This is a genomic window from Parafrankia soli, assembly GCF_001854695.1.
Classification (GTDB): domain Bacteria; phylum Actinomycetota; class Actinomycetes; order Frankiales; family Frankiaceae; genus Parafrankia; species Parafrankia soli.
In genome coordinates this window covers 24,073-38,577 of the sequence record NZ_MAXA01000234.1, presented here as the reverse complement: position 1 = coordinate 38,577, position 14,505 = coordinate 24,073, and the positions used below count along the sequence as shown (strand labels likewise).

The window sequence follows — 14,505 nt, the reverse complement described above, 5'->3', positions numbered from 1 at the left end:
CGTTCGACAACCACGGCGGGACGCTTCCCGGCCGGCACGGGGCGCGTCCATCACCGCACCGGGACCAGCGGACGGCGTCACACCCGCCCACTCACCCCTACCCCTTGACCTGCGGCCCTTTCTCACCGTCGATCCAGGTCCAGTCCCTGAGGTCGAAATCTTGGAGCTTCGGGTATCTGACCACCTTGTACAGCGCCTCCGAAGCGAATTTCGACTTTCGGGCTGTCGTGCCTTTCAGGTAGGCCAGAATCTCTTCGTAGGATTCGGAAAGAATTCTGCGGCGCACCTGCCTGGCGCCCTTTGTTCGGAAAGCTGCGTCGTCAATTTTGTCCTTGGGGTCGTCGCATCGGTCCGTGGGGCCCACGAAGAGGTTTCCAGGAAGCCAGGCGTAGATGCCCACGAGATTGTCCCATCCTTCGGGACGCAACCTGCTCGAACCATGGGAAACCTTACCCATGTATATATTCGAGACCAGCTCCTTGACTGCCTGCATCTCGGCGTCGCTGCGCCTCCCGTCGGGGCGCAGGATGTTGACATAGGTTTTTTCGCCGATCATGTCCCGGAGGGGAGGGAGAAACTTACACTGCTTGATGTCACCGTTCTCGACGAGCTTGTTCCAGAAGTCCCTGAGCTTGCTGTACGGCACTATATGGTGGTACGTGAGACCGCTCGGCCTACCGGAGATCGTGACAGGTTCGAGACCGCGGAACGGATGGCTCGGCCTGTCATCCAGCTTCAGGTTGTATTCCTCCGCCACCACGACGTCCCCCCCGTACAGCCACGATCCGCCAGGATGAAACGCGGGACACGCCCTCGGCGCCGGTATCTGCTTTCAGGCAACCGGCGGGACGGCGACAGTTCCCGTTACGCACAGAGGGGTTCRCCACGGGTGCGCACACAACACCCAGGAGGATCAACGGAAACCCTCTGGACAACAGATTAAGGAACCCTCACCCCGAAGGGGAGCCATTTGCGGAAAGTCACGCAAAGTTATCCCCGGGCCTCCCGGGCCGGCCGTGCCGGTCTTCGGCGGCCGCGCCGCGAAAGCTCGGGCGCGGGCATTCCCCGCCGAGCCTGTGAGCTGCGAAAGTGGCGAACTCCGACCCCGGCCGGACGGGCCGCGTCGGCCAGGATCGGTGTCAGGGGCCGGGTGCTTCGACGGGCCGCGGGTGGAACGCTGCGTAGAGGGGTGGGCGGGCCGATGGGTAGCAGGGTCGCTGGGCGGGATCAGGTGCCGGTCTTCCCGCCGTCCTTCCGGTGGATCACGACGGTCGCCGGGCGGGGCCGGCCGGGTCGAAGCCGGGCCGGTTGCCGACGGCGCGCGGGTTCTCCGGCGCCGGCTCGATGAACAGCCGGCCGCCGGGGTCGCCCCACGGGCCGTCAGGGGAACCGAACGGTGGTCGCGGGGCCGGAACGTGCTCACCTTCGGGCCGGCAGGACGGGCCCGCCGGCGAAGAAGGCGCGCGGGCCCGACCGGACCGGCAACGCGAACGGTCCCTCCGACCAGCGGCGGCGGATGAGCCGGCCCGATTTCCCCAATCCTGACCAACGAACTTCTGTTCATCGCCATCGACAACGATTACCTCGCCGTAACGAAGAGCTACAAAGGGAATGTGGTTGTCGATTGCGGCTGCATGATGCCCACGCCGGCACCGTAACCACCGCAGACAAGCGCGTCAACCACCGTAGACAACCGCGTCACCGTTGACCAGCTCGGGAATTACACCGTCTGCGCCACTTTACCTAAAAGCACTTCGCAGCACGAAGACGCTGCCACCCCGTACCCAGACCAGGTCATAGCCGACCAGCGCCCGCCTCGATTCATCCGGTCTGCCAAAATATTGCCGAAGGTCCGCCTCTTCGGGCTGCAGGCCAATAGATTCCAAGCGTTCGCCTTCTTGCGCGAGGTCGGTAGCGCGATCCTCGGGCGCCTTCCAGTCCTGCGCGTTGAGAATAAGCGCTGTTCGCCGGCCGTCGCCGAGTAACCGCAGCAGCTCGTCGGGTTTGTTGCCGTTACGAAAGGAGGACAAGCACATTCGCATGCTGTCTAGTTCAGGGGCAGGCGGCGGTTCCGCCATCCGGGACGGCGTCCGGTCGACGAGATGACGACAAGATCGGTGTCACGGTCCACCACTGAGAACGTAGGGCGCGACCCGATCGCCGTCAGTCCGCAGGTATACGGCCATGGCGCAGGGAAGAGGTGGGTCGGCGCGTTCCCGGGCTTGTTCCGAGAGCGGGTTCGCGTATATCGACTGTTCGCGAACGCCGACCCTGGCGCGGCCGACATCCCGTACAGTGCCGCTCTCAAGAACATCCGCCTCGGCCCACGTGACCGGACGGCCCGGGCCGGTGTAATCGCGGTCGCAGTATGTCACCCTGTCCGGCAGGCTGGAGGACCACGGCCAGGTGTGGAATCTCGCGTGGTACCAACCGGTGAGGAGCGCGGCGATGACCGGCAGCAGGACCAGGGACGCCGAGAGAAGGCGTAGGGCCGAACGGCGCGCTGGGCGCCCTCGCGATCGGCTGGAAACGAGCCGGGTGGCGACCTGCTCGGACACAGACGGCTCCAAGGATGTACAGCTATCCCGCCAGGGATTTGAGTGTAACCTGGTCCGTCTTATCTCCCGCCGAATTCGGGCGGCCGCCGCTCCTTGAACGCCGCGAGCCCCTCCCGGAAGTCGGCGGTACGGGACGCCAGTTCGAGCGCGGACGCCTCGTCCTGCATCGCCTCGGTCAGCCCTAGTTCCAGCCCGCGGTTGACCAGGCGCTTGGTGAGCCCGACGGCGACCGTGGCGGCCTGCCCGAGCGTCCCGACCAGCTCCGCGGCCGCCTTGTCCAGCTCGGCGTCGGGCACGGCCCGGTAGACGAGCCCCCACTCGGCGGCCTCCGCACCGGAAAGCCGCCGGCCGAGCAGCAGCAGCTCCTTGGCCCGGGCGATGCCGACCAGCCGGGGCAGCAGCCAGGTCGCGCCGCTGTCCGGGCTGAAGCCCCGGGTCAGGAACGGCTCCCAGAACCGGCTGGTCTCGGCGGCCACGGTGAAGTCGGCGGCGAGCGCGAGCTGGAAGCCGAGGCCGACGGCGTGGCCACGGACCGCGCAGACGACGGGCAGCTGCACCTCGGTGATGAGCCCGATGAGCCGGTGCGCCTGCAGCGCGGTGCGCCGCTGCACGCTGCCGGGGCGCGGCCGGGCGCCGCCGGCGGTGTTCGAGGCGACCCAGTCCGCGCCGGAGCAGAAGTCCGGGCTGCGGCTCTCGATCAGGATCACCCGCAGCGTGTCGTCGGTGGCCGCGTCCTCGAGCGCACCGATGATCCGGCGTACCGCCGCGGCGTCGAGAGCGTTGCGGCGGTGCGGCCGGTCAAGGCCGATGCGCAGCACGCCGCCGTCCCGATCGAGGACGACGCCCGCCTCAATGTCCACAACAACCCCGTTCCTCGCGTGCACTCGCAGCGGTCGGAGACCCCCGGCCCCCGCCGCGGGGGACTCGCCCAGGGTGACACGCATCGCTACGATGCTAACTCTCGAGGCCGTAAAATATCTAGAGATATAGCATGGCGTGGCCGGATGGCGTGACTGTCCGATCAGCGAGAGGGAGAGCCAGTGAGCGAGGGCCGTGTGCTACTGGAACGCGACGAGGGGACCGGGATCGCCCGCCTCACGCTCGACAACCCCAGCCGCCGGAACGCGTACGACCCCGCGATGCGGGAGCAGCTCGGCACCTACCTCGACGAGCTCGCGGCCGACGACGCGGTCAAGGTGGTGGTCCTGCGCGGGAACGGGGGCGTGTTCAGCACCGGTGCCGACATGGCCAACGCCTACGGCTGGTACGGCGACGCCGCGAATGACTCCCGGCAGCGACGTCCCAGCCAGCGCCGCCGGCTGTCCGTCGACCGCAAGTCGTTCAGCTTCTACCACAACTTCCTCGGCTACCCGAAAGCCACGATCGCCGAGGTACAGGGCTTCGCGCTCGGCGGCGGATTCGAACTCGCGCTCATGGCCGACATCGCGGTCGTCGCCGGCGACACCCGGATCGGGATGCCCGCGACCCGGTTCCTCGGCCCGGCCCTCGGCTCCCTGCACATGTTCTTCTACCGGCTCGGCCCGGTGCTGGCACGCCGCCTGCTGCTGACCGGCGACATGATCCCCGCCAGCGAACTGGCCCACCTCTCGGTCTTCACCGAGGTGATCGACGGCGCCGACGTGTCCGCGCGGGCGGACTGGTGGGCACGCAAGCTCTCCCGGATGCCCGCCGACGGCATCGTCATCGCCAAGGAGGCCTTCCGCCTCGTCGAGCAACTACAGGGCTACCAGGGCGAAGAGGTCGCCAGCTACCTCTTCCACGCCTTCGGCACCAACCTCCAGTTCGAGGACGACGAGTTCAACTTCGTCAAAACCCGCCCCAGGCACGGCACAAAACGAGCCTTCCAACTACGCGACGAGCACTTCGACCTCCCCGACCCGGAGGCCGACGACCAGCTGGCGCGGTAGCCGTGACCGCCTCCCCCGGCGTGGTGAGCCGCACCCGGAGACGCCGTAGGCACGTTCAAACATCTAGAGGGAAAGCACCGGCCGGGCGCTGGGTCCCGGAGATGTTCGCCGGTAGGCTGGGCGGATCGCATTCACCCAGCCGTCACGGGCATCAGACCATGGCCAGCGCTTCGTCCGGCGCTGCGCGCGAGCCGTCGCGGTGGGGGCTGGACGCGGCCGACGGAGAGAAGGTCGAGCCAGGTGACCGAGCCAAGGAGATCTCGCGGTGGGGAGCGGCCCCCGCTGCGCGAGAAGCCCCAGCAGATCGCCGACGAGCTCCGGCGGCTCATCGTGCGGGGCGACCTGGCGGAGGGTGAGTCACTCGGCCGCGAGCCCGACCTGGTCGACCGGTTCGGCGTCTCCCGCCCCTCCCTGCGGGAGGCGCTGCGCATCCTGGAGGCGGAGGGCCTGATCTCCGTCAAGCGCGGAGTACTCGGCGGCGTCATCGCCCACCAGCCCAGCGAGCGGATGACGGCGCGCACGGCCGCGCTCGTGCTCCAGGCGCGCAACGTCCCGCTCGCGGACGTCTACAACGCCCGCGGCACGATCGAGCCGGTGGCCGCGCGGCTGGTCGCCGGGGCACGCTCACGCGGGTCCTCGGCCGCGGAGCTGCGCCGACTCAGTGCCGAGCAGCTCGAGGTGATCGACGACCCCGAGGCGTTCGGGCGGGCCAACTCACGCTTCCACGCCCGCCTCGTCGAGCTGGCCGGGAACCAGACCCTGAGCATCATCGCCGAGATGCTCAACGAGATCGTCGCCCGGGCCGTCGCCGCGGTCAGCCAGCCCGGCGAGGGCAAGGACACCAGCGCCACCCGGCTGCGCGGCCTGCGCTCCCAGGCACGGCTGGCGGCGCTCATCGAGGACGGTGACGCCCCGGCGGCCGAGAAGCACTGGGCGGAGCACATGGAGATCGTCGGGCGGGTCATGCTCGCGCAGCGCGCGAAGAACGTCATCGACCTGATGCAGCACGACTACTGAGGGCCGTCCAGTCGCTCGAGCGCACAGCCGCACAGCCGCACAGGCTCAGCGCAGGTAGTCGATGGCGGTGAGGTCCCGGGTCTGGGTGGCGTGCCGGTTGGCCAGCGTCGCGAACATCGCGTCGGTGCGGGCGTCGCGGCGGACCATCATCGCCGCGATCACGGACATGATCAGCCCGTTCCAGCTGAAGCGCCGGTAGTCGTCCCAGCACTCCTCGAACGGGTAGGCACCCGTCACCCCGTAGCCGCCGAGGGCGTCGTGGTAGCGGCGCACCAGGTCGGCCTCGTGCGCGCGCCGGATGTCGGGCGGCAGGCTTCCGCCGAGGAGGTAGGCGATGTCGGCGGGACCCGTGCCAAGGCGCGCGGTCTGCCAGTCGACTGTCACGTGCCGGTTCCGACCGGCTCCCTCGAACATCATGTTGTCGATCCGGAAGTCACCGTGGGTTATGGTCACGGCAGTGGGGCGACGCGCCAGCCACCGATCGATGCCGGCGCCGAGGGCTTCGCCCTGGGTGATGACGTCGGGTTCGATCGTCGTCCGGTAGCGCTCCACGAAGCCGTCCCAGAGAGCCCGGTAGACGTCGGACACCGAGATCACCGGCTCGGCTTTGGCCAGCCAGCTCAGGTCGAGGAGCGCGGGGTCACCCCAGCGGGGACCATGCAACCGGGCCGCCTCGGTCACCGCGAGCTCCGCGTCGTCGGCACCGCAGCCGATGAGCTGGTCCCCGGGCACCGCCGGCGCGAGATCGGACAGGACGACCACGACATTGGCGGTGTTGGGCTCGACGGCGGCGAAGTAGCAGTGCGGCCGGCGGACGTCGACGGTGCGGGCGGCCTGCAGGTAGAACGCGACCTCGTTCTCGTACGAGCGGGTGGCCACGCCCGCGGCCCGGCTGTTCGCCTCGGCCGAGGCGAACTTCATGACGATCGACGGAGGAGGCGCGATCGACGCGCAGTCCCCGCCGTACCGCAGCTGGTAGCGAAGGGTCGCCCCGACGCTGCCCGTCCCGATGGCCACCGCGCTGAAGTCGGCCACCCGGCCGCCGGCCGAGAGCGCTCCCGCGTGCCTCAGCAGGTCCGTCAGCCAGCCGGCCGTGACGTCACGCGGGTCGGACACCAGTGCGGGAGGCTCGGTCATTGTGCTCACCTGGGTCTCCGGGGTTCGTTGGGAGAACGGTGGACTCAGACGCCGGGAGCGCTGGGAGCGCTGGGAGCGCCGTCGAGCAGGTCGCGGAATCCGCCCGGCCGGTAGGGCCCGATGACGGCCTGTTCCAACACGCCGAGGCCGACCCGGCCACCCCACGTCGCCCGCACCACCTGCTGCACGTGTACGCAGTCGATGGCCAGAACATCCAGCTCCGCCACCTTGTGCGCCTCACCGCCGACGGCCAGTTCGTCGTGCCACCGGCCATGGGCCCAGGTGGGGTGGAGGTAGCCGGCGCCCTTCATCCGGAAGCTGAGCAGCGGCTCCAGCTCCACCGCCTCGCCCTCCCCGAGAATGAGGGCGGCACCGTTGGATCGTCGCAGCCCCGGGGCCCAGCGAATCTGGTGCCTGACTCCGCGCAGGCGCCGGATGCCGGTGTCCGGTCCGAAGACCGACCCGCCCTCGGCGAGCACGGGCAACACCGCCGCGGTGTCCGTCCAGGGGTTTCCGGCCTCGTCCTCCATCACCATGTAGTGCAGACACTCATCGGCGAAGTTCAAGGGGGCCCACAGAAAGAACACCTGTGGGGTGGCGGAACGCGGCGCACCAGGAATCCGGTCGACGAGACCGCGGACTCCCCAGGAGCGATCCTTCGTGCCGTACGTTCCGGTTCTTATCCGCACGTCCTCGCCCCCGGCCGTCAGCTGGCCGGTCCAGCTGACCATCTGGGTGGCACGGGTGGAGTCGGTCAGCAGCCGCGTCCCGTCGTGCTGGCTGGTCCGCGGCTCCTCGTAGGCGGGTGTGCGGGCGACGGCGGTGAGATCGGCGACCAGACCGTGCTCGGCCGCGTCGACGCGGATGCGGTTGACCCGCAGCGGTTCGACGATCTCCACCGAGATCGGTCCGACGCGGGTTTCGGTCCGGTCCAGAGGAATGCGTCCCGACGCGAACACGGACCTCTGGACGTCATCGTGAACGACGCTGAAGGCCGCGTCGATGATTCCCCGGTTGGGATAGAGCCCGAGCGCGAGCGCGAAGTACATCTCGCCGTCGTAACCGTTGAACCAGAACCGATCGTAGTGATCGGGGTGCCCGCCCTCGACGTGCGCGACCGGCAGCGGCGTCTGGTGGACGGGATAGTCGTCGAACGGGGTGAGCATCGACAGGGTTCCTCTCCGTACGCCGGTCCGTACGCCGGTTGCCCGGCCTCCCGACGGCCGGGACCGGGACCGCCGGGCTCGCGCTCGCTGCCGCAGCGCCGCCGGGATGCCGGACCCGGCCGCAGGAACCAGAATCGACGGGCGTCGCGGGGACGTCTTCAGTGGAACTACGGGAATTACTACGGGGATTACTCGGCGGCTTGACGTCCCGCGCGGTGCCTGCAAAAGATGGCCCATGCCCGCGCCGCCGCGGTTCTCGAACGAGGGATTACCCGCCGAGCTGACCAGCTTTGTCGGCAGGCAGGCCGAACGCGCGGAGCTCAGGCGGCTACTCGGCAGGTCCCGGCTCGTGACGCTGGTCGGAGCGGGGGGGCGTGGGGAAGACCCGGCTGGCGTTGCGCGCGGCCGCGGACGTCCGTGACGCGTTCCCCGACGGGGTGTGGTGGGTCGAGCTGGCCCAGTTGCGTGATCCGGGCCTGCTCGCGCACCTGGTCTCGGCGACGTTCGGCTGCCCGCCTCCGACCGATCAGAGCGTGCTGGAGACGTTGCGCGGCCATCTCGCCCAGAAGCAGCTGCTGATCCTGCTCGACAACTGCGAGCATCTGGCGGACGCGTGCGCCGACCTGGTGGACAGCCTGTTGCGCGGTTGCCCGGGGCTCCGCATTCTCGCGACAAGCCGGGAGTCGCTGCGAATCGACAGCGAGAGCACCTATGTTGTCGCGCCTTTCCCGGTGCCGGCGGAGACCGACCTCGACGGAGTCGACGTGTCCGGCTGTGACGCGGTCACGCTCTTCCTGGAGCGGGCCCGTGCCGTGCGCTCCGGATTCGACCTCACCAGGGACAACCGCGCCGCGGTCTGGGGCATCTGCCGCCTGGTGGACGGAATCCCCCTCGCCATCGAGCTGGCTGCCGTCAAGATCCGCGCGTTGTTGCCCGCCGAYGTCCTGCGACTACTTACCGAGAACACACGGATACTGCGCCGCGACGGCCGTCGGGTTCCGGAGCGGCAGCGGACACTGCGCGCCTGTATCGACTGGAGTTTCGAGCTCTGCACCGGGCCGGAACAGCGTCTGTGGACCCAGCTCTCGGTGTTCTCCGGCGGTTTCGAGCTGGACGCGGCGGAGGGGGTCTGCGGGGCTTCCGGGCTCGCCGAACCCGTGCTGGACCTGATCCTGTCGCTGGTCGACAAATCCATCCTGACCCTCGAGGCGGGTCCGGAGAACGCACGGTTCCGGCTCCTGGAGATGCTCCGCCAGTACGGGCAGGAGAGGCTCGAGAGCAGCGGTGAGGAGGCGGCCCTGCGACGGGCTCACCGCGACTGGTTCCTTGATCTGTCGACCCGGGCGGAGGCCGGGCTGCTCGGGGCCGATCGGCGGGCGTGGCTGAGCCGCCTTCGCCGGGACCACGCCAACCTGCAGCGGGCGATGGAGTACTGCGCCGAGGCGAACGACCACGGTCGCGGACTCGCGCTGGCGGGGTCGCTGCATCGCTACTGGGTGGCCGACGGCCGGTTCGACGAGGGACGGACCTGGCTGGYGCGGTTCCTCGACCACGGCGGCGGAAGCATCCATGACCGCATCCGGGCCGTTCACGCCGCGGGCTGGCTCGCGACCTTGCAGGGTGACCCGGCGGCCTCGGCCCGGATCCTCCGGCAGGGCGCCGACCTGGTCTCGGAGACACACGATCTCTCGGCCTCCGCGCTGATCATCCAGCTCGGCGGGATGGACGCGCTGTACACCGGCCGGTCCGGCGCGATCGACCACCTTGAACAGGCGCTGGCGCAGTTCCGCGTCGCCGGCGACATCAACCGCCAGCTCGAGACGCTGGCGCTGCTCACGGTGGCCGCCGCGCTCAGCGCGACCCCCGAGACCGCGCGGGCCTACCACGCCGAGTGCGCCGAGATCGCCGAACTGCAGCACGATCCGTGCCTACGTTCGTACACTGCCTGGGCCTACGCCGTCGCCACCTGGCGCGCCGGCGATCCCGAAGCCGCCCTGTCGATCGCGCGGGACGCCCTCTCCGCCACGAGCAGCCGGTCCGACCAGCTGAGCCTGACGCTGTGCCTGGAGGCCATCGCCTGGATCGAGGCCAGCCGCGGCCGGCATGCGACGACCGCGGTACTGCTCGGCACGGCTGATCGGCTGTGGGCACGGATGGGCACGTCCACCACGGCGTTTCCGGGCCTGTTCCGGTTCCGCCGGGAGAGCGAGGCCGACTCCCGGCGGGTGCTCGGTCACCACGCGTTCGACGCCATCTGGACGCGCGGCACCGAACTCTCACTCGAGGGCGCGTGTGCCTGTGGCCTGGGCGACGTCGAGATCACCCCGTCCGCAACCGCAACCGCAACCGTGGACGTGGACGTGGACGGCCAGCCGGCTCCGGTGATCGGCGCCGCCGCGGGCGACCGGTTGGCCGCGGCCGGACTGACCCGCCGGGAACGCCAGGTAGCCGGTCTCGTCGCCCAGGGGCTGACCAACAAGGAGATCGCGGCAAGGCTCGTGATCTCGCTGCGCACCGTGGAGACCCACGTCCAGCAGGTACTGACCAAGCTCGGGTTCCACTCCCGGGGCAAGGTCGCCTCCTGGCTGGCCGGCCAGCATGCGGGCGGCACCTGACGCCGGTAGCGGGTGGCCTGTGCCGCGCCACCGGCCCGCCGGTGATCCATGCGGCGGCGGATCAAGGACTCCCGAACCTCCTTGAAAAATCTAGATGTATCCGTCAGGGTCCATCCCGACGGATGATCTCGCATGCCGGCGATGACCATCCGGACCCCTACGACCAGTTCTGGTTCGACGGTAAGGACGAACAGGCAGGCTTCGCGCTCAGCCGCCACCCTGACCGGAACCATGAGAAGGTCGCCTTCATCCACGCCCGCGCGGATTTTTCTCTCGACGCCGGCCGGTCCTTTTTCGGCTGTCGCCGAGAGCTTTGAAGAAACGACGGGACATCGTCCGGAGACGGATGCGGCTCGGCCGCGCCGTGAAGCCCGACAAATCTGGCCGACCACGTGCGGAGCACCCGTTCCGCACTCTTCTCATCCATTCGAAAGGGCGGTGCGAACGATGACCTCGTCAACTGGATCCCGGATGCGGCGATTACGGAAAAGGAGGGTGTCCGGCCTGCTCCTGGGGGCACTGTCCGGCCTGCTGTTGCTGTTCGCGGTCCAGACGCCCGCGGCCTCAGCACTGACATACGGCCCGGTGTCGCTACCGAAAGACGAATCCGCGCACGTCGACGCCGGCCGCACTGCACGGCAACTCGGGTGTCATCGGCTACGGACCGTTCGGCCAGTCGGGCTACTATTCGCAGACCAACCTCAAGGCCAGCGGAGTCCTCTTCGACCACGGCGTGGCCGTGAACGTCACAGGCACCGCCTGGCAGGACCACCAGTGGGGCAACTGGAACCCGGGCGAGGGCGGCTGGGAATGGTTCAGCCTGCAGCTCTCCAACAACACCCAGTACATGCTCTACTTCATCCGCGACAAGAACAACAACTATGTCCAGACGGTCGGCACGCTCGTCAGGCCGGACGGGAGCACCACCAATCTCCCGGCCGCCCAGCTCAGCCAGACCACGCTCGGTACCTGGACCAGCCCACACACCGGGATCACGTATCCACATGGCTGGAAGATCGACATCCCGGACGGCTCGCTGACTGTCACACCGCAACTGGCGGACCAGGAGGTGTGGAGCGACCTCGTTCCCGTCGGCCAGTACTGGGAGGGCACCTCGAGCGTCAGCGGCACGATCAACGGCCAGTCCGTCACCGGCCTGGGATACGCCGAGGTGATCCCCTACATCGACATGCCCGGCAAGGGCTACGTATGGGATTCGGTGAAGGAGGCCCTGGGTCTGTAACAGCGGCACCAGCCGAAAAGGGGCGGGCCCGCGGTCGCAGGCCCGCCCTGTCCGGTCATGCCTTGTAGTCGTGGGTTCCGGGGCCCACGGCGTGTGCCGCACAGCTCGGTGAGGCGGAGATGGAAGGCGTGCGTCGAGGCGTTGAACTCCGCGAGCATGTCCGACTTGCGCGGAAGCTCCCCCCGTCGCGAAGCTCGCTGGTGACGATCCACCACCGGAGCTGAGCGGCCACGAGCTCGGCCACCTTCGGCACGTGGACCCCCGGTGCCGACTGGCCGCCGGGCCGTGCCGAGACCCGACCCGGACCGGCCCGGAGCTTTCCTGGCGAACGGGCAGGCGGCGAAGTCCGGGCTGAACAGGAGCGTTCTCGACGCGGGATGGGGGGTGTTCCTCGCTGTGCTGCGCGCCAAGGCTGAAAGTGCCGGACGGACGGTCGTCGAGGTCAACCCCGCCAACACCTCCCGCACGTGTGCGGTCTGCGGGCACTGCCACGCCGACAACCGCAGAACACAGGCCGCGTTCGTCTGTGTCGCGTGCGGGCACACCGCGCACGCCGACGTGAACGCGGCGATCAACATCCTTCGGGTCGGGCTGGCCCGTCAGGCCACGGAAGCGGCCTGAGAAGCCGACGGCTCCAGCCGTCGAGTAGCCACAAGGGCTCGACCGTAGCGCAGATCCATCGCTTCTATCTAAATGATTCATTATCTCCCTGCTGAACACCGGGATGTGGGCGATGGGGCAGGCCATCGCGCTGTCCCTGCTGCTCAAGCGGCCATGGCAGGCCCCGCCGGTCGAGGACATGAGCAGGAACCCGCTGGTCGCCACGTACGGCACGAAGGACGGCCGGGGCCTCATGCTGTGCTGCCTGCAGGCGGGCAGGTACTGGGCCGAGCTCTGTGCGGTGATCGGCCGCCCGGAGCTGGCCACCGACCCGCTCTTCGCCGACCACGGGTCGCTCATGGCCAACCACAGGCAGGTCGCCGCCCACCTCACCCTGGCGTTCRCCGAGCGGCCGGTGGACGAATGGCGCCGCAGGCTCGAACCGTTCAGCGGGCAGTGGGCGGTCGTGCAGGACACCCTCGAGGCGGCCGCCGATCCGCAGACCGCCGCGAACGGCTACCTGCAGCCGTGCGAGTCGGCGACCGGCGCTCCGTTCGAGCTGGTGGCCGCGCCCATGCAGTACAACGAGCAGCCCGCCGCGGCCGGCCGCGCCCCGGAGTTCAACGAACACGGCGACGAGATCCTCGCCGACATCGGCCTCGACATGGAAGCCGTCATCGACCTGCGAATCCGCGGCGTCGTCGCGTGACCGCTCAGACGGACACCCGGTCCGATCGTCCGGACCTCTGTCAGAATCAGATGGCGCTCGGAGACTAAATCTTCAGGCGTGAGATCCGAAGGACTACCAGATTCTCATGAAGCGATTACACGCCGGTCTACGCCGGTTGTCGGTACTCCTGGTCGCGCTGGCGCTCGCGACGGCGGCGGCCTGTTCGAACTCGGGCGGGGGGACTCGACCGAGAGTGATGGCACCGCTGGACCGGCCCCGGCGAACGGGGCGCCAGGCGTCACCGCCGACGCGGTCAACTTCTCGATGCTGGCGACAAAGACGAACAATCCGACCGGAGCCTGCATCTACGACTGCTTCGCCCAGGGAATCGAGGCGTACTTCGCCTTCCGCAACAGCGAAGGCGGCGTGCACGGCCGGCAGCTGAAACTGACGAGTAAGATCGACGACCAGCTGGGTCAGAACCAGCAGAGTGCGCTGCAGATCATCACCGCGAACGACACGTTCGGCACGTTCAGCGCCGCCCAGCTTCCCACCGGGTGGGGCGACCTGGCGAAGGCGGGAATCCCGCAGTACGTGTGGGCGATCCAACCGGCCGCGATGGTCGGCCACGACGACATCTGGGGCAACGTCGGCATCACGTGCCTTGAGTGCACCGCCCGCTACTACCCCTACGGCGCCAAGATCGTCGGCGCCACGCGCATTGCGGCCATGGGCTACGGTATTTCCGACTCCTCGAAGCGGTGCGCCCAGTCTGTCCGGGACTCAATCGAGCTGTACGCCCCCGAGACGGCCAGCAGGTGGTGTACTTCAACGACGCACTCGCGTTCGGTCTTCCCAACGGAATCGGGCCCGAGGTGTCGGCGATGAAGCGCGCGGGCGTCGACATGATTGTGAGCTGTTTCGATCTGAACGGCCAGAAGACGCTCGCGCAGGAGCTGCAGCGGCAGGGCATGCCGGACGTCAGGATCCTTCACCCGAACACCTACGACGAGAAGTTCGTGCGGGAGGCCGACGGCCTGTTCGAAGGCGACATCGTGCAGGTCTCCTTCCGGCCCTTCCAGGCGGACCCGGGCGACAGCGGCCTCGCCGACTTCCAGAAGTGGATGGGCGAGACCGGCGCGGAGATCAGCGAGGTCGCGATGATCGGCTGGATCAACGCGGACATCGCCTACCAGGGGATTCTGGCAGCCGGGCCCTCGTTCACCCGGCAGAGTGTGATCGATGCAACGAACAAGATCACCGACTTCACCGCGGGCGGCCTGGTGCCGCCCATCGACTGGACCCGGATGCACGACAGCCCGACCCAGGCCGACCCGAAGACGCACGGACCCGCCCAGGAATGCGCCAGCTTTGTGCAGGTCAAGGGAGGCAAGTTCAATCTGGTGGGTGGAACGGCGGAAAAGCCGTTCGTCTGTTGGTCGAACGCGAACCGCGACTGGACCGACCCGACGCTGACGTCCTTCGACTAGACCGTGGACAGATCCGTGGAAGCGCTGGCCGGCGGTCCCGCCGGCCAGCCGCCGCGACCGGTGGACGGACGCGCCGGGGCG

At 68.7% G+C, this 14,505-nt stretch carries 12 protein-coding genes and 2 pseudogenes; 9 read left to right on the top strand and 5 right to left on the bottom strand.

The window, feature by feature from the left end; all coding sequences use genetic code 11:
- Window positions 1-97: 97 nt before the first annotated feature.
- The 3 genes from BBK14_RS23755 to BBK14_RS23750 all read right to left on the bottom strand — a co-directional run bounded on the left by BBK14_RS23755 (window position 98) and on the right by BBK14_RS23750 (window position 3,418).
- A complete protein-coding gene (locus tag BBK14_RS23755; RefSeq protein ID WP_241831799.1) occupies window positions 98-757 on the bottom strand; it encodes a hypothetical protein in 660 nt (219 codons plus the stop codon).
- Window positions 758-1,739: 982 nt separating this feature from the next.
- Entirely contained in the window at window positions 1,740-2,030 is a 291-nt protein-coding gene (locus tag BBK14_RS37870) for a hypothetical protein (protein ID WP_131802406.1), read from the bottom strand.
- 587 nt (window positions 2,031-2,617) lie between these two features.
- A complete protein-coding gene (locus tag BBK14_RS23750; protein ID WP_116430142.1) occupies window positions 2,618-3,418 on the bottom strand; it encodes an enoyl-CoA hydratase/isomerase family protein in 801 nt (266 codons plus the stop codon).
- A gap of 180 nt (window positions 3,419-3,598) precedes the next feature.
- Here BBK14_RS23750 and BBK14_RS23745 point away from each other — a divergent pair, with 180 nt between their 5' ends.
- Window positions 3,599-4,486: an enoyl-CoA hydratase/isomerase family protein gene (locus BBK14_RS23745; RefSeq protein WP_071065471.1), complete on the top strand. Its 888-nt coding sequence runs from the start codon at window positions 3,599-3,601 to the stop codon at window positions 4,484-4,486.
- Between the two features lie 240 nt (window positions 4,487-4,726).
- Window positions 4,727-5,503 carry a FadR/GntR family transcriptional regulator gene (locus BBK14_RS23740; RefSeq protein WP_071065470.1) on the top strand — a complete coding sequence of 259 codons (777 nt, stop codon included), beginning with the start codon at window positions 4,727-4,729 and terminating at the stop codon, window positions 5,501-5,503.
- A 45-nt stretch (window positions 5,504-5,548) separates the two neighbouring features.
- Here BBK14_RS23740 and BBK14_RS23735 read toward each other — a convergent pair whose 3' ends face one another.
- Both BBK14_RS23735 and BBK14_RS23730 read right to left on the bottom strand, forming a co-directional pair.
- On the bottom strand, window positions 5,549-6,640 hold the full coding sequence (locus BBK14_RS23735; RefSeq protein ID WP_071065469.1) for a phosphotransferase: 1,092 nt from the start codon (window positions 6,638-6,640) through the stop codon (window positions 5,549-5,551).
- A gap of 44 nt (window positions 6,641-6,684) precedes the next feature.
- Window positions 6,685-7,806, bottom strand: coding sequence for an Rv3169 family protein (locus tag BBK14_RS23730; protein ID WP_071065468.1), 1,122 nt, complete (start codon window positions 7,804-7,806; stop codon window positions 6,685-6,687).
- Between the two features lie 374 nt (window positions 7,807-8,180).
- Between BBK14_RS23730 and BBK14_RS41400 the strand changes: the two genes are divergently transcribed.
- The 7 genes and pseudogenes from BBK14_RS41400 (at window position 8,181) to BBK14_RS40525 (ending at window position 14,424) form a co-directional block, all read left to right on the top strand.
- Window positions 8,181-10,421, top strand: a complete 2,241-nt coding sequence (locus BBK14_RS41400; protein ID WP_071065467.1) for an ATP-binding protein — start codon at window positions 8,181-8,183, stop codon at window positions 10,419-10,421.
- Between the two features lie 122 nt (window positions 10,422-10,543).
- Complete coding sequence (locus BBK14_RS23720) at window positions 10,544-10,738, top strand: hypothetical protein (protein WP_071065466.1); 195 nt, start codon at window positions 10,544-10,546, stop codon at window positions 10,736-10,738.
- Window positions 10,739-11,046: 308 nt separating this feature from the next.
- A pseudogene (locus BBK14_RS23715) lies at window positions 11,047-11,664 on the top strand (lipocalin family protein); the annotation flags it as partial.
- A 264-nt stretch (window positions 11,665-11,928) separates the two neighbouring features.
- Window positions 11,929-12,285 (top strand): RNA-guided endonuclease InsQ/TnpB family protein, encoded by a 357-nt coding sequence (locus tag BBK14_RS23710; RefSeq protein WP_241831797.1) that lies wholly within the window; start codon window positions 11,929-11,931, stop codon window positions 12,283-12,285.
- Between the two features lie 82 nt (window positions 12,286-12,367).
- Window positions 12,368-12,973: pseudogene (locus BBK14_RS23705) on the top strand (CoA transferase); the annotation flags it as partial.
- Window positions 12,974-13,258: 285 nt separating this feature from the next.
- Window positions 13,259-13,822: a hypothetical protein gene (locus tag BBK14_RS40530; protein ID WP_241831796.1), complete on the top strand. Its 564-nt coding sequence runs from the start codon at window positions 13,259-13,261 to the stop codon at window positions 13,820-13,822.
- The gene (locus BBK14_RS40525; RefSeq protein ID WP_338045494.1) at window positions 13,753-14,424 is read left to right on the top strand and encodes an ABC transporter substrate-binding protein; all 672 of its coding nucleotides are present in this window, start codon (window positions 13,753-13,755) and stop codon (window positions 14,422-14,424) included. The genes BBK14_RS40530 and BBK14_RS40525 overlap by 70 nt, the downstream gene beginning before the upstream one ends.
- Window positions 14,425-14,505: the final 81 nt, after the last annotated feature.

Coding starts and splice junctions, on each gene's coding strand:
- BBK14_RS23735 (WP_071065469.1), bottom strand. CDS start 6,640: ATGACCGAGCCTCCCGCACTGGTGTCCGACCCGCGTGACGTCACGGCC.
- BBK14_RS23730 (WP_071065468.1), bottom strand. CDS start 7,806: ATGCTCACCCCGTTCGACGACTATCCCGTCCACCAGACGCCGCTGCCG.
- BBK14_RS40530 (WP_241831796.1), top strand. CDS start 13,259: ATGCTGGCGACAAAGACGAACAATCCGACCGGAGCCTGCATCTACGAC.
- BBK14_RS23720 (WP_071065466.1), top strand. CDS start 10,544: ATGATCTCGCATGCCGGCGATGACCATCCGGACCCCTACGACCAGTTC.